Source organism: Exiguobacterium aurantiacum, from assembly GCF_001766415.1.
GTDB lineage: Bacteria > Bacillota > Bacilli > Exiguobacteriales > Exiguobacteriaceae > Exiguobacterium > Exiguobacterium aurantiacum_A.
Genome location: NZ_MKXO01000001.1, coordinates 43,066 through 57,861, shown reverse-complemented (window position 1 = coordinate 57,861; position 14,796 = coordinate 43,066). Strand labels below are relative to the sequence as shown.

13 protein-coding genes are annotated in these 14,796 nt (G+C 53.3%); 2 read left to right on the top strand and 11 right to left on the bottom strand.

Annotated features, from left to right (window positions below):
• Window positions 1-35: 35 nt before the first annotated feature.
• The 4 genes from BJU60_RS00275 to lepA form a co-directional block, all read right to left on the bottom strand.
• Window positions 36-1,220: a DUF1015 domain-containing protein gene (locus tag BJU60_RS00275; protein WP_070326975.1), complete on the bottom strand. Its 1,185-nt coding sequence runs from the start codon at window positions 1,218-1,220 to the stop codon at window positions 36-38.
• Between the two features lie 12 nt (window positions 1,221-1,232).
• Window positions 1,233-2,396, bottom strand: coding sequence for a phosphoglycerate dehydrogenase (locus BJU60_RS00270; RefSeq protein WP_070326974.1), 1,164 nt, complete (start codon window positions 2,394-2,396; stop codon window positions 1,233-1,235).
• On the bottom strand, window positions 2,374-3,450 hold the full coding sequence (gene serC, locus BJU60_RS00265) for a 3-phosphoserine/phosphohydroxythreonine transaminase (RefSeq protein ID WP_070326973.1): 1,077 nt from the start codon (window positions 3,448-3,450) through the stop codon (window positions 2,374-2,376). Before serC ends, BJU60_RS00270 begins: the two co-directional genes overlap by 23 nt.
• A 107-nt stretch (window positions 3,451-3,557) precedes the next feature.
• The gene (lepA, locus tag BJU60_RS00260) at window positions 3,558-5,381 is read right to left on the bottom strand and encodes a translation elongation factor 4 (RefSeq protein ID WP_070326972.1); all 1,824 of its coding nucleotides are present in this window, start codon (window positions 5,379-5,381) and stop codon (window positions 3,558-3,560) included.
• Between the two features lie 219 nt (window positions 5,382-5,600).
• Here lepA and rpsT point away from each other — a divergent pair, with 219 nt between their 5' ends.
• Window positions 5,601-5,861 carry a 30S ribosomal protein S20 gene (gene rpsT, locus BJU60_RS00255; RefSeq protein WP_034778152.1) on the top strand — a complete coding sequence of 87 codons (261 nt, stop codon included), beginning with the start codon at window positions 5,601-5,603 and terminating at the stop codon, window positions 5,859-5,861.
• A gap of 30 nt (window positions 5,862-5,891) precedes the next feature.
• Here the strand turns inward: rpsT and BJU60_RS00250 are convergent, their stop codons facing one another.
• Entirely contained in the window at window positions 5,892-6,323 is a 432-nt protein-coding gene (locus BJU60_RS00250) for a GNAT family N-acetyltransferase (RefSeq protein ID WP_070326971.1), read from the bottom strand.
• Window positions 6,324-6,332: 9 nt separating this feature from the next.
• The gene (gene holA / locus BJU60_RS00245; protein ID WP_083273932.1) at window positions 6,333-7,337 is read right to left on the bottom strand and encodes a DNA polymerase III subunit delta; all 1,005 of its coding nucleotides are present in this window, start codon (window positions 7,335-7,337) and stop codon (window positions 6,333-6,335) included.
• 97 nt (window positions 7,338-7,434) lie between these two features.
• On the opposite strand from holA, the gene BJU60_RS00240 reads away from it, so the two are divergent.
• Complete coding sequence (locus tag BJU60_RS00240) at window positions 7,435-7,599, top strand: YqzM family protein (RefSeq protein ID WP_070326969.1); 165 nt, start codon at window positions 7,435-7,437, stop codon at window positions 7,597-7,599.
• 53 nt (window positions 7,600-7,652) lie between these two features.
• Here BJU60_RS00240 and BJU60_RS00235 read toward each other — a convergent pair whose 3' ends face one another.
• From BJU60_RS00235 to BJU60_RS00215, 5 genes are all read right to left on the bottom strand, one after another.
• Window positions 7,653-9,785 carry a DNA internalization-related competence protein ComEC/Rec2 gene (locus BJU60_RS00235; RefSeq protein WP_070326968.1) on the bottom strand — a complete coding sequence of 711 codons (2,133 nt, stop codon included), beginning with the start codon at window positions 9,783-9,785 and terminating at the stop codon, window positions 7,653-7,655.
• A 1-nt stretch (window position 9,786) separates the two neighbouring features.
• Entirely contained in the window at window positions 9,787-10,338 is a 552-nt protein-coding gene (locus BJU60_RS00230) for a helix-hairpin-helix domain-containing protein (protein ID WP_070326967.1), read from the bottom strand.
• A 161-nt stretch (window positions 10,339-10,499) separates the two neighbouring features.
• A complete protein-coding gene (locus BJU60_RS00225) occupies window positions 10,500-12,143 on the bottom strand; it encodes a methyl-accepting chemotaxis protein (RefSeq protein ID WP_070326966.1) in 1,644 nt (547 codons plus the stop codon).
• Window positions 12,140-13,111, bottom strand: a complete 972-nt coding sequence (locus BJU60_RS00220) for a BMP family lipoprotein (RefSeq protein WP_070326965.1) — start codon at window positions 13,109-13,111, stop codon at window positions 12,140-12,142. The genes BJU60_RS00225 and BJU60_RS00220 overlap by 4 nt, the downstream gene beginning before the upstream one ends.
• 164 nt (window positions 13,112-13,275) lie before the next feature.
• Window positions 13,276-14,796, bottom strand: coding sequence for a flotillin family protein (locus tag BJU60_RS00215; RefSeq protein WP_070326964.1), 1,521 nt, complete (start codon window positions 14,794-14,796; stop codon window positions 13,276-13,278).

The window sequence follows — 14,796 nt, the reverse complement described above, 5'->3', positions numbered from 1 at the left end:
TAACGCTTTTTACGTCTTCACGCCACTGTCTGCATTCAATCGAAACGATGGATGAACAATCCGCTCTTCAGTTTCGGATCGAACCAAGTCGATTTCGGTGGCATCTGTCCGGATTCATCGGCGACCTGCATCAACTCTCCCATCGCCGTGGCGTGACATGTCAACACGACGACATCCGGTCGCTCGGCCAACCGTTCCAGTTGTAAGGCGGCGTCTGAGCCGCCGACGAAGTCAATCCGTTTATCGGTCCGGACATCGTCCACTCCGAAGTACGGTTCGAGAATATCCCGTTGTAGCGTGGCGACGTCGAGAGCCGTGGTCGACTGTCGTTTCGTCAACTCATACTGTTTGCCACGGTAAGACAATCCGAACGAACCGCGCGCTTGCGGAACGACGAGGCCGTCAGTCGACACCACTTCGTACGAGAACGAAATCCCGTCCAATAAAGCCGCGACTTCTTCAGGCGTAACATCGGTCAACAGGCGATGGTACGGCAAGATCGTCAACTCGTCGCTCGGGAAGAGCACACCTAAAAAGTGATCGCGCTCTAGTTTCGATTCACCTTCAGGCAGTTCTAGCGCCGCGACGACAGCCGCCGCTTTGGCCCGATGATGCCCGTCGGCGATATAGATGGACGGGATCGTCGCCCCGATCATAATGACACGCGCCTGGTCTTTCGGCGGCACCGCATAGCCTTCGTGCAAGACACCTTGACTGTCCGTGAAGGAAAATAGAGGTCGTTCGTTCGTGGCGGCTTCAAGGATACGCCGTAACGCCTCGTCCGGCTCATGGCTCAGTAAAATCGGTCCGGTGTGCGCTTTCGTCGCCGCCACATGTTCGACCCGTTCCCGCTCTTTCACTTCTCGTGTATGTTCATGGATCTTGATGCGGCCCGCCTCATAATCCGCGACCGAAAACGTCGCCACGAGACCGGTTTGGCGCCGCCCTTGATTCGTCAGCCGATAGACGTAAAAGCCGTTTGCCTGTTCCGTCAGTTCAGTCGCGTACAACCGTTCCAACTCGGTCCTCGCACGTCGTCCCCACGCTTCGAGCGACAGATCAGCAGCAAACAGTTCCGGCTTATCGACCGAGAGAAATGAGTTCGGACGTCGCTCGACGTCTCCTCGTGCCTGTTCGACGTTCACGACGTCGTACGGGTCGGCCGCCACAGCTTCAGGATGGGCCGGCATATACGGTTTAAACGGTTTAAATATGACCATATTGATCCCTCCTTAAAATTCACGGACGCGCATGACGCCCTCGATGTCGTACAAAGCATGCACGGACAGTTCTTCTTGTTTATGGTTATCGATGTCGATCATCGTGTAGGCTACATCGTTCCGGCTGCGATTCACCATGTTATCGATGTTGATCCCGTTCTCGGCGAGCCGGCTCGCGATTTGACCGACCATGTTCGGGACGTTCAAGTGCAGCACCGCCAAGCGTCGCTTGCCGACGTAAGGAAGTTCAGTGTCCGGGAAGTTAGCGGAATTCCGGATGTTTCCGGTCTCTAAATACAGTTTCAGCGTATCGACGGCTTGAATCGCGCAATTCACTTCGGATTCTCGTGTCGAAGCCCCAAGATGCGGAAAAGCGACGACTTGAGGATGGCCGAGTAACGCCTGTTGCGGGAAGTCTGTAATGTACGTCGCCACTTTATCTTGTAACGCCTCAATCAAATCAGCGTCGTTCACGAGCTCGCCACGGGCGAAGTTCAATAACGTCACCCCAGGCTTCATCCGTTTGAACCAACTAGCGTCGATCAAGTTGCGTGTGTCGTCCGTGAGCGGCATATGGATCGAGAGCAAATCGACGTCTCTGAGCAAGTCGTCCAAGTGCTTGGCTCGTTTTACTTGCTTCGATACGTTCCACGCCCCATCGACCGATAAATGCGGGTCGTACCCGACGACGTCGACACCGAGCTGGAGCAGGTCGTTCGCGAGCGACGCCCCGATCGCACCGAGGCCGACGATGCCGACCTTCTTGCCTCGTAATTCAGAGCCGACGAAACGGCGCTTCTCGTCTTCCATCGCCCGCTCAAGTAACGCTTGGCTTGGGAACGTTTGCTCGTTCACCCAACGCGCGCCTTCAAGGATCGGCCGGACCGATAAAAGCATGCTCGCGAGTACGAGTTCTTTGACCGCGTTCGCGTTCGCCCCTGGTGTATGGAACACGACGACGCCTTGACGCGCCAAGCGCTCAAGCGGGATGTTGTTCACCCCAGCCCCGGCCCGGGCGATCGCGAGCAAGTACGGGGGAATCTCGGCGTCGTGAACGTCATGGCTCCGAATGACCCAGGCATCGGCCTGCTCCACTGCGTTGACGGCGTATTCTCTCGGCTCAAAACGCTCTAGCCCGGCTGATGCGATTTGATTATATGTTTTGATGTGGAACATCGTATCCCTCCTGTTCAAATGCTTGCATCACTTCGACTAGACGAACGACTCCTTCGAGCGGCATCGCGTTGTAAAGACTGGCTCGCAGCCCTCCGACCGAGCGGTGGCCACCAAGTTCGATCAATCCACGTTCCTCGGCGAACTGTTGAAACGCTCGATCCGTCTCGTCCCGTCCCGTCGTGAACGGAATATTCGTCAATGAACGGATATCTCCTGTGACGAGCGACCGGAACAACGTTGAGCCGTCTAAATAAGCATACAATCGCGCGCTCTTCTCACGGTTGCGCCGTTCCATCTCGGCGACGCCACCCGTCCGTTCGACCCAGGCGAGAACCCGTTCGGCGACATACATGCTAAACGTCGCCGGTGTGTTCAAAACGGTGTCGGTGTGACGGGCGTAGTTCAAATAACTTGGCAAATCGCGGTCGACAATCAAGTCGCGACGAATGATGACGACGCTTAACCCGGCCGGTCCGATATTTTTTTGGGCGCCTGCGTACAGCAGACCGTAGCGGCTCACGTCGATCGATTCTGCCAAAATATTGGAGGACACGTCCGCGACGAGCGGGATGCCTGTATCCGGAAGCATCGTATAACGTGTCCCTTCGATTGTATTGTTCAGCGTCAAGTGGAGATAATCGGCGGTCTCGCCATCCCCTTCATAGTCAGGCAGTTCCCGATAGTTCGAACTCGCCGAACTGCCGACGACGGCGACGTCCCCATAGTGGCGGGCATCAGCGATCGCTTTTTTCGACCACGTGCCGCTGTCGAGATAAGCGAAACGCCCTGTCGTACGCAAGTTCATCGGAATCATCGAGAACTGGAGCGTCGCCCCGCCTTGCAGCCAAAGGACGGCGTAATCGTCTGAGATGCCCATCAACCTCCGCAGCCTCGCTTCGAGCGCCTCGGTAATCGCAATGAAGCGCTCCGAACGGTGGCTCATCTCGACGATCGAGACACCCGTTTTTTGATAAGACAGAAACTCGTCTTGCACTTCTTGTAGTACCGATTTTGGCAAAACGCTCGGCCCTGCTGAAAAATTATAGACGGTCACCGCTACTCCTCCTCTATTTTTCTGTAAGTGGGTACTATTCCGTACCGGACGTCACGAATCCTGCCAAATGAAAAAAATCGCCCTTATCCATGGATAAGGGCGACCACTCATTCTTCGTCCATCGACAAGACGGACATGAACGCTTCTTGCGGCACTTCGACGGATCCAACCATCTTCATGCGTTTTTTACCTTCTTTTTGTTTCTCGAGAAGTTTACGTTTCCGCGAGATGTCGCCGCCGTAACATTTGGCAAGGACGTTTTTACGCAACGCCTTGATCGTCGACCGGGCGACAATTTTCGTGCTGACCGCTGCTTGGATCGGCACTTCGAACTGCATCCGTGGGATGAGCGCCTTTAACTTTTCAACGATGACTTTCCCACGTTCGTAGGCGAAGTCGCGGTGAACGATAAAGCTGAGCGCATCGACGAGCTCGTTGTTGAGGAGAATATCCATCTTGACGAGGCGTGACGGACGATACCCGATCAAATCATAGTCAAGTGAGGCATAGCCTTTCGTACTTGATTTCAATTGATCAAAGAAGTCGTAGACGATTTCACTGAGCGGAATATCGTACGTGATTTTAACACGGGTCGTATCGATGTACTCCATATCGATAAAACTGCCACGTTTCTTCTGACAAAGTTCCATGATCGAGCCGACGTAATCGTTCGGTGTCATGATCGCCGCTTTGACGTATGGCTCTTCGATCAATTCAACTTTTTGTTGCTCAGGCATCTTCGACGGGTTATCGACGTGGATGACGTCTCCTGACGTCGTCGTGACGTGATAGATAACCGACGGTGCCGTCGTGATCAAGTCGATTCCAAACTCGCGCTCGATCCGCTCTTGAATGATTTCCATATGAAGCATGCCGAGGAATCCGCTACGGAAACCAAATCCGAGCGCTTGTGACGTCTCGGGCTCGAACTCGAGTGCCGCATCAGATAACTGGAGCCGCTCAAGCGCTTCACGCAAATCGTTATACTTGGCCGCATCAATCGGATAAAGACCGCAGTATACCATCGGGTTCATCTTACGGTAACCAGGAAGTTGCTCGGTCGATGGGTTTTTAGCGAGCGTGATCGTATCACCGACACGAACGTCGCCAACCGTTTTAATCGATGCCGAGAGCGTACCAACGTCTCCGACATTCAACTCTTTCACAGATAACGGTTTAGGTGTCGAGACACCAAGATCCGTCACTTCGAACGATTTACCGGTCGACATCATTTGAACTTTATCCCCGACTTTGACCGAACCGTTGACGACTCGGATCGAGGCGACGACGCCACGATACGCATCGTAATACGAGTCGAAGATCAAAGCCTGAAGCGGTGCTGACGGATCTCCCGTCGGCGGCGGCACAAGCTCTACGATCTGTTCAAGAATTTCTTCAATCCCGATTCCTGCCTTGGCAGAAGCCGGCACCGCATCACTGGCGTCTAGTCCGATCACGTCCTCAATCTCTTGACGGACGCGTTCGACGTCAGCCGACGGTAAGTCGATCTTGTTGATGACCGGGATGATCTCGAGGTCGTTGTCGAGTGCGAGGTAGACGTTTGCGAGCGTCTGCGCCTCGATCCCTTGGGCGGCATCAACGACGAGGACCGCACCTTCACACGCCGCGAGTGAGCGCGAGACTTCATACGTGAAGTCGACGTGTCCAGGCGTGTCGATCAAATGAAGGATGTACTCAACTCCATCTTTTGCGGTATAGTTCAATTTAACAGCGTTCAATTTGATCGTGATGCCACGTTCCCGTTCGAGATCCATCGCGTCAAGCGTCTGTTCTTTCATTTCACGCGCCGTAAGCGCACCAGTTCTCTCGAGAATCCGGTCAGCTAGCGTCGACTTACCATGATCGATGTGGGCGATGATGGAAAAGTTGCGAATCTTCTTCTGACGGTTCTCTAATTCTTGTTTGTTCATATATGGGTTCACCTATCCTTCTCATGCATACCGTGTCATTATATCAAAATCCTAAGTTAATGTGTACGACCTACTACAACAATACCACATATAGTTTTCAGAATAATCATCAAGTGGTTGCTTTTCGAATAACCGTTTGCTACAATTGTGCTTGTTCTGTTGAATGATTACTTGAAGTAATGAGAACATACACTTTCTTGTTTCAGGAGGTGAAATAACATGGCAAATATCAAATCAGCAATCAAACGTGCAAAAACTTCTGAAAAACGTCGCGTCGCTAACTCGCAAGAGAAAGCAGCAATGCGTACAGCAGTAAAACGTGTCGATACTCTCGTCGTCGAAGGAAACAAAGAAGCAGCTCAAGAAGCTTTCGTCCTCGCTACGAAGAAAATCGACAAAGCTGCAGCAAAAGGTCTCATCCACCAAAACAAAGCAGGTCGTGACAAATCACGTCTCGCAGCTCGTATCGCAGCTCTCTAATTAGAGAACAAACGAAACAGCCGCCTCCGTTCAGGAGCCGGCTGTTTTTTTGTATAGCATGACGTAATGTGTCCCGATGCCTTCAATTTCGAACGGATCCCCGACGATGACGAGGCCGTTGCGTTCGTAAAACCGGACCGCGACCTCGCGAGCGTTACACCACCAAGAAGCGTTCAATTCACGATGGACCGCCTGTAAGAAACGAGATCCGATGCCCGTCCCGGCGATGGCCGGATCGGTGGCCATGCCGCGCAGTTGAAACGAAACTCGTTCGCCAGACAGCTCCCGGCCTTGTCGCATCACCGTCGCAATCGATAAGATACGCCCGTCTTCAGCCCAGGCGTAGTGACGGGTCGACTCGGCGTCATCCCCGTCAAAATAACACGTCGAAACGGCTAAACCTGGACGCAGTACTTCATGCCGGAGCGGGATCACTTCTTCAAGCAACACTTGTTGCAACATACAACCACCTCACAGTAATGTTAATTGACAGACGAGCGTGTCAAACACGATCTGCTTGTCGCCCCGTCCTGTCTTCATCGCTTCGTCCGCATCGGCGATGAGCGTGAGCGCCTTGGCGAGCTGTGCCTCTGAAAAGTTACGGCTCGCTTGCGTCGCCAGTTTCACCGTATAAGGGTGGGCGCCAATTTTTGAGGCAATTTGCTTCTCGCCGTACCCTTTCTCGGTCAACTGCTTGGCGAGGTACATATTTCGATATTGACGGGCGAGCAACGCCAAGAGACCGATCAGTTCTTGGCCTTGTTTTTCTAAATCACGGACGAGACGCAGCGCCAAATCGGCCCGTCGTCCCACCAAATACTCGGACAGTTGGAACACGTTGTCCTCTAGCGTCCGAGGCACGAGATCGTTGACGATTTCAAGCGGGATGTTGGCTCCGTCGCCAGCATAGAGCTGGAGCTTCTCCAGTTCCCGGACGAGCTTGCCCCAGTCGTCTTGACAAAGGAATAGCAAGCGTTCGACCGTCGTCCGCTCCATCGACTGCCTGCGCCGGTTCAGCTCGTCATTGACGTAGCGCATGAGCTCACTTTGGCTCGGCTTCTTCGCCTCGAGGACGATGGCTCGCTCTTTCAAGCGCTTGACGACTTTCTTCCGCTCATCGAGTTTTTCCGCTTCAACGATGAAGACGAGCACCGAGTAAGGCGCCGGCTGCAACACGTACTCGGTCAACCGCTCGAGATTTTGCTTTTGTTTTTCTTTGGCGCCGGTTAAAAATTGGGCCTGTTTGACGATGACGGTGCGGTAGTCACTAAAGAACGGTACCGTTTCAGCTTCGTCTAACGCCGTATCGAGTGACGTTTCATGTAAATCGAGCTGCATGACGTCAAATTTGTCGCCGGACGGACTGGCCGCCTTGACGATTTCTCGTTCCCACGTCTCGAGCAAGTACTTCTCTGTCCCGTACAGGACGTATACGTTCGACAACTTCCCGTTGTGCAACCACGGTTCATTCAACACACACACCACTTTCACAATTTATTCTTATCTAAAACATAGATTATCCTTCTTTGATTCGCTATACTTAGAACGGAACCATTTTAAGGAGGGACTCACTATGCATATTAACTCGGTTCGCCCGCAAAGCGAAAACCCGTTTGAGAACGACGTGCAGTGCAAACGTAACGATGCCATCGATTCAGCAATCGGCTTCATCGTCCCGTTCGGCTTTTTCGTCACGATTTTCGCAATCGGTGTTCTCATCAAATTCTTAAGTCTTTAAGTCGTAAAGCGATTGCCCCGGGGGAGCAATCGCTTTTTAGTTTATCATAGTTTTCATGGCCTGACTGCCCTTCTCACGCTCCCCTGACACCCTCCCCGCTCACAGACGACCATCCCGTCCTCATCCGTCCGCAACAACCGCCTTCCCTGAATACGGGCGAGCGTGTCTGGATGAGGATGACCGTATCGATTGTTGGCGCCGACGCTGACGACCACAAACTCTGGATCGATGCGAGCGATCAAGTCAGCACCGGAAGACGTTTCGGCCCCGTGATGGCCTAGTTTGAACACATCGACGTCGACAGTCGGGATCAACCGCTCGTTCGCCTCCGGTAAGTCACCCGTCAATAAATAGGACAAGTCTCCGACTTTCATAAAAACCGACACTGAATTCGCATTCTCGTCCTCACCCGCATCAACCGGTGTGACGACCCACATCCATGGATAAGGCCGCTCTCCTGCTTCTAACAACCGCACGTTCACGTCATACGGTTCGAGCTCGTCGACTAACGCCCGCCGCTTCGTTTCATCGGCCACTTCCGCCGCGATCCATACTTCCTCGACCGGAATCAGATCAAGCACGCCCGTCAGCCCACCGATATGGTCATGGTCGGCATGCGTCAGCAAAATGAAATCAAGTCGGGTCTCGCCTCGTTTCCATATGTAAGGGACGACGACATCGGCACCCGGGTCGAACGTCGACCGTTTCTGCTCATCCGGATGTTGAAACACGCCGCCGACATCGATGACACCGGTGATGCCGGCTTGCTCGACGACGATGGCGTCCCCTTGCCCGACGTCTAAAAACGTCACCCGCGGCTCCTCCGACCATTCTAACCAGACGTGCAACGCAAGCAGCGAAACTGCCGCAATGACCCATCCGACCGCTCGTTTCTTATCTAACAGAATCAATCCGACCCCGAGCAACACGAACAAATAGACCGCATGCCAAAATGTGATGTCGTGCAACGGGACCCACGGACGATACGTATGATGCATCTGAAACATCCCGTTCAACCCGTCGAGAATCGGATAGAGCGTCGGTTCGAACTGCGGCATCACATAAGTGACGAGTGCAAGCGGAAGGATCGCCCAGGAAATCAACAATCCGGCAATCACGTTGTACACCGGAGCAAAGATTGAGATGACCGGCTGGATTTGCCATAAAAAAATTAAACCGAACCATTGGGCATAAAGCGCTACGCTGAACAGATTTGTCCACATCGACCGTGTCAAAAGCAAAAACAAGGTCATACCGACTGTCAATTGAAACCCGAGATTCCATAGCAAGTACGGTTGAACGGCTAACAAGGCTGCCGCACACCAACTGAGCATACGAACCGGGTCGCGAATCGTCTGACCGCATAGCGACAAGACGAGCACGACGTCAGCGACAAGCACGGCTCGTGCCACCGGCGGCGAAAATCCGGTCAGCCAACCGAACGCGGTCACGCAGACGATCACGAGGCCAAGTTTCGTCTCCCGATGAAGCGGCAACGGACGAAACATCCACCTGAGCATAAACACGAGCAAGGCGATGTGGGACCCGGAAATGACGAGTAAATGAAGCAGACCCGTCACACGATAGGAGAACGATGTCTCCTCGTCGAGCAATCGGCTCTCACCAAACAGTAACGCTTCCATATAAAGCGCCACGTCCGGACGGTGCGTCGCTTCGATCCGTTCGAGCTGACGTTCTTTCCAGCGCAGCATGCGCCCATTTAATCCGTCACTCGGTCGACACCGCTCGACATGGACATCCTTCCCTTTAAAAGACAATCCAGCTCCGTGCGCCCATTTCGCCTCGTCAAAACCTCCTGTATTTCGAAGCGGTGAAAAAGGGACTGGTTCGAACGTGACGAGACACGTCTCACCCGGCCGCCCGAGCTCGACGTCGCGCCCGATCAAGACCCCAGACATCCCGTTCGATTCACCATAGAGTCGAACCGATTGACCGTTGTCGCGTCGGCTCTCGATGGCGAAGACTGAGTCCCCGGCTTCATGTACCGCTGGGTCAGAACTTTGTAACAGGACTAGGAAAACGAGTGAGATCGCACCGACATGTGTGTAGACCGCTTGCCGACGCCACGTCAGGAACAAGGCTAGCCCGAACAAGAGCACGACACCAAAAGCCCCGGACTTCCAAGCAATGAATAGACCAATCGGGATCAATGGATAGATCGGCATATCACGGGACCAACAAATAGCCTTCCATGCTCTCGAGCGTTTTCTCACCGAACCCTTTGACGTTCCCGAGCTCGTCGTACGATTTAAATGGACCGTTTTCTTTCAAATAGTTCAAAATAGCGTCCGCTTTGGCCGGACCGATCCCGGGGACGGTCATCAACTCTTCTTTCGTCGCACTGTTGACGTGAATGCCGTTCGTCGTATCGGTTTCCGGGACTGCAACGGCCTCTCCTTGTTTCGGTACCGTGATTTTCGTGCCGTCTACGAGCAATTGGGCTAAATTCAGCTGTTCAGGGTCAGCTTCGTCCGTCAACACGGCGAGAGACAAGACGTCCCCGACTCTAGCCCCTTGCGGCATCGTATACGTGTCGGGCGCTTCGACCGCTCCTGTGACGTAGACGACAACTTCTGTCACCGGGCCCGCCTCTGCTTCCTCCACCGTCGTAAACTCCTCGACCATCGTCGTTTCCGGCTCTTTCGAATAGAACATATAGCCGACACCGACGAACAAGATGACGAGCAACGCGACGACATACCGTTTCCACTTCTCCATATCGTTCCCCCCCACATAAACGAATGTCTCTTCATTAGTATGCGAGAAATAGCCGGCTCACGCTCAAGTCCTAGTTGCTAGATGCGGTCGCAATGCTTGACCGTTCACCCACGGATCGATGACGTATCGGAACGCAAAAAAGAGACAAGCCGAAACTTGTCTCATTGCTCTTCAAAATGTTGAACTTGGCTCGCCAGTGAGGCGGCTTGTCCTTCTAGCTCTTGCATCAAGGCAAAGATTTGATCAAAGCTTGCCTGTTGCTCTTTCATCGAGGCGGCGACTTCTTCGTTACCGGCTGCTAATTCTTCGGTCACACCACTCACTTCTTCGACGCGTTTCAACACGTTCGTGACTTCACGGCTCGAAGCGACCATTTCTTGTTCGATCGTGCCCACGAACGAGGCCACGTGATCGGTCCGATCATGGATGCGTGTGAACGCTTGCTTCGTCAGTCCGAACGCTTGAAGTTGCGCCGTTTGCTCGTGGCTCGACTCTTCGACCATGTCTGTCAAATTGCCGACCTCGTCCCGAATCGTTTGGACGACCCCGAAGATCGAGCGCGTCGCCACATTACTCTCCTCAGCCAATTTCTTCACTTCACTCGCGACGACAGCAAAACCTCGTCCGGCCTCACCGGCTCGTGCGGCTTCGATCGCGGCGTTCAAGGCAAGTAAATTCGTTTGGGCGGCAACGTCTTCGACAAGTTTTGCCATCTTCTCGATTTCTTCTGTTTTTCTCGCGAACTGGTCCATCCGTTCGACGAGCGATTGATTCCGCTCGCTCGAGCGCCGTAGAATATGTTCTTGATCCGTCAACGTCTCGATTCCGGCCGCCACTTCGCGCGTCATCTCGGTCGTCTCTTCGGTCGTTTGTTTCGTCTGGTTCAAGCTCGTCTCGAACGATGTCGCCATGATCCCGACCGACTCGAGCGTCTCTTGAAGTTCAGTCGCGATCGATTGGGCCCCGTTCGCCATCTCATCGACCGCGTTCGTGATGTTTGACGTCGTACTCGCGACTGCTTCATTTTCAGCGGCGGCCGTCTCTGTCATCTCATTCACTTTGACCGACGTGACCCGGATCGAGCCGATCACGGTTTGAAGCGACGCCGTCATATCTCGCATGGCGCGTTCTAGTCGGCCGATCTCATCGCGTCGCGTTGAATCCGGCAACGTGATCAAATGCCCGGCCGCGATTGCCTCGGCTGCTTTCACGTTCCGTTCGAGCGGAAGTGTGATCGAGCGGGCGAAGAAGAAGTTGTACAGGCTTAACACCGTGACGACGAACACCGTCAACAAGATTGAGACGAGGAACAGGCGCTTCGTCTCGTCGGCCGCTTCTTTTTGCAACGCCTCGTAAAACGTTCCGTTTTTTAACAACAACGTGTTCACGTCGTTCAAGACCCCTTCTAGTTTCGCCGCTTGAATCCGGGCAGCAATGCCGCCTGCTTGAGCCGTTTCAATATTTGCTCCAATGCGCTCATATTTAGCTGTGGCTCGGTCAAGGTGAGTTGAAAACTCATCGATCAAATAGGTTTGATTCATCTCTTGGAACGTCTCCGTGTTCGTGGCACGAATCCGCTCGAGCTGCGTCAGTGTCGATTGACTCATCTGTTCACCGAGCGACGTCCAAAGGGATTGTTCTTGCAAAAGTGACGTCTCGAGTTGAGATAACTCGATCATCTGGGTTCCGTATTGCTCATTGTACGTCTGCAACCGGTTCAACGTCGTCAATACATAACTCATCATCAAAACGATGAGTAAGACCGTGAATACGGTCGAGAAGATAAAGCGTTTGCGTAAAGTCATTGTAACGTCCCCTCCAGCAACCGTTTCTGAACCGCTTCAAACTGCTCTGTCTCTTCATCGGTCCATTGCACACGGCGCAGCGCTGCTAGCCCGATACCGCCCTCTTCGATTCCGAGTTCGATATGGTTGTTGATTGCTTCTGTTTGAAGACTGTCCGCGATCTTGACGATGGCCAAGTCGACTTGCTTTAACATCGACGTGATGACCGCATCGGGTGCGATCATCGATTGATCGCTGTCGACTCCGATCGCCTTGATCCCGTTTCGTTCAGCCGTCTCGAGTACACCGACACCGGTCAGACCGGCCGCAGCGTAGAGCACGTCGGCCCCTGCGGCAATCTGTTTTTCCGCCAATTTCCGTCCGATCTCAGGCGAGGCGAAATCGTTCGCGTAGTCGACGATCATTTCGACGTCCTCGTTCACGCTTTTCGCCCCTAACTCGAACCCGGTTCCAAATTTCTGGATCAACTCGTTGTCGACTCCTCCGATGAATCCGATTTTATCGGACTCGGTTTCAAGTCCCGCGACCGCACCGGCCAACGCGCTGCCTTCTGTCTCTTCGAACGTGACCGAGATGACGTTTGGTAACGTCGATACCGCGTCGACTAAGGCAAATTGTTGATCTGGGTGCTTTGAAGCCACCGTTTCTAGATCGGTTTGACTCGCGAAACCGAGACCGACGACCACATCGTGTCCATCTTCGACCAATTGCTCAAATCCTACTTTGTATGTTTCGGTCTCGTCCAATTCTCGATAATCGACGAACCAATCTCCCGTCTCTCGTAACTGCCCCATGCCACGCATCGCAGCGTCACTGAACGATTGGTCCCCGAGACCAACGTCAGACAGGACGACACCCATCGATTGGCGAGGTTCGACCGTCTGTTCGGGCTGATCGATGACAGACTGACACCCGGATAGCCAAACGATACAAGTCGTCAATGCGCCGATTATAATTGTTTTGTTCATAACATGTACTTCCTCTCTCTAATGGTCTGACATCTCATGTATCGTCTGATTTACACCGGATTTGAAGTCAAACCTTTTGAAATTTAAAGGAATTGTTCGAACAACGTGACGACTTCATGACAAACAAGGCTGCAGACGATTGCCTGCAGCCTTGTTGATTCAACTTATTCTTCTGACGCCGCGACGGTCGTTTCCGTCAACTTCCGTTCAGCAGTCGGTGAGGTCGGCACGTTGCCTTTTCCGGCAAAATTGTCGAGCAAGTCTTTCATATCGATGCCAGACGACGCTTTGAGCGTCTGCTGCAGTGAAGCCATCAAATCAGTCGCGTAACCCGTGACTTTCCCGGCTCCCCCGTCTTTACCGCTCCCCGTATCGACGACCGTGATTTGGTCGATGTTACCGAGCGGTGCCGCAATTTGCTTCGCGTAGTCAGGAAGCATCTTGACGACCATGTCGAGAATGGCGGCTTGACCGTACTGTTCGAACGCCTCGGCGATCTTTTGTTTCGCTTCGGCTTCGGCGAGACCAGTAAGACGAATAATATCGGCCTCTGCTTCCCCTTTCGCCCGTTCAGCATCGGCTTCGGCGACACCAGCGAGACGGACGCGTTCGGCATCGGCTTTCGCCTCGGCCTCGATGCGGTACTTCCCGGCATCTGCTGCGGCGATTTGACGCGCTTTATCAGCTTCCGCAGCCTGTTCGATCGCATAGCGGTCGGCGTCGGCTTTTTTCTTCACTTCTGAATCATATTGCTTTTCACGACGCATGATTTCTTTCTCTTCGAGCTCGATTTGCTTTTGACGCTCGATGATTTGAACTTGCATCTGTTGCTCTGTGACTTCTTGTTTGGCTTTGGCTTCTTCAAGCTCGTACGATTGGTCAGCCCGTGCTTTAGCGACATCTTGCTCGCGGCGGTAGTCGGCGATGCGGAGTTGGTTCTCTTTTTCCGCTTCCGCGATTTCAGAGTTTCGTTCAAGCTCCGCTTTCCTCGCGTCCTTCATCGCTTCCGCTTGTTTGATGCGCGTTTCTTTATCCGCTTCGGCCGTGGCGATGTCGGCGTCACGTTTTACTTGGGCGATCCGTGGCTTCCCGAGCGACTCGAGGTATCCGTTCTTATCCCGCACGTCTTTAATCGTGAACGAGACGATGACGAGGCCCATCTTCGCTAAATCTTGCGAGGCGACACGTTGCACTTCTTGCGAGAACTTGTCGCGGTTTTTATAAATCTCTTCGACTGTCATCGAACCGAGGATCGAACGAAGGTGACCCTCGAGCACTTCTTTCGCCTCGTTCTCACGCTCGATTTTCGGTTTGCCGAGGAATTGTTCGGCCGCTGTCGCAATCTCACTGATCGAGCCGCCGATTTTAATGATGGCCGTCCCATCAGCCATGACCGGGACTCCTTGCTCGGTATATACTTCAGGCGTCGTTACTTCGAGCTTGCTCGAGAGCAAACTGAGCGGTTCCGCTTGTTGAAATACTGGCAAGACGAACGCCCCGCCGCCGCGGATGATTTTGACGCGGTTACCGGAAGCGTCACTGTGGACGTTCTTTTTACCTAAGTAGCTCCCGGTGACGATGAGCGCCTCATCCGGTCCGACTGTACGATATTTCAAGACAAACACGAAGATCAAGGCGAGCAAAATCACTCCGACGATAATACTGACTAAAATGGTTGTGTCCAT

Coding starts and splice junctions, on each gene's coding strand:
- BJU60_RS00275 (WP_070326975.1), bottom strand. CDS start 1,220: ATGGTCATATTTAAACCGTTTAAACCGTATATGCCGGCCCATCCTGAA.
- BJU60_RS00270 (WP_070326974.1), bottom strand. CDS start 2,396: ATGTTCCACATCAAAACATATAATCAAATCGCATCAGCCGGGCTAGAG.
- lepA (WP_070326972.1), bottom strand. CDS start 5,381: ATGAACAAACAAGAATTAGAGAACCGTCAGAAGAAGATTCGCAACTTT.
- rpsT (WP_034778152.1), top strand. CDS start 5,601: ATGGCAAATATCAAATCAGCAATCAAACGTGCAAAAACTTCTGAAAAA.
- BJU60_RS00250 (WP_070326971.1), bottom strand. CDS start 6,323: ATGTTGCAACAAGTGTTGCTTGAAGAAGTGATCCCGCTCCGGCATGAA.
- BJU60_RS00240 (WP_070326969.1), top strand. CDS start 7,435: ATGCATATTAACTCGGTTCGCCCGCAAAGCGAAAACCCGTTTGAGAAC.
- BJU60_RS00235 (WP_070326968.1), bottom strand. CDS start 9,785: ATGCCGATCTATCCATTGATCCCGATTGGTCTATTCATTGCTTGGAAG.
- BJU60_RS00230 (WP_070326967.1), bottom strand. CDS start 10,338: ATGGAGAAGTGGAAACGGTATGTCGTCGCGTTGCTCGTCATCTTGTTC.
- BJU60_RS00225 (WP_070326966.1), bottom strand. CDS start 12,143: ATGACTTTACGCAAACGCTTTATCTTCTCGACCGTATTCACGGTCTTA.
- BJU60_RS00220 (WP_070326965.1), bottom strand. CDS start 13,111: ATGAACAAAACAATTATAATCGGCGCATTGACGACTTGTATCGTTTGG.
- BJU60_RS00215 (WP_070326964.1), bottom strand. CDS start 14,796: ATGGACACAACCATTTTAGTCAGTATTATCGTCGGAGTGATTTTGCTC.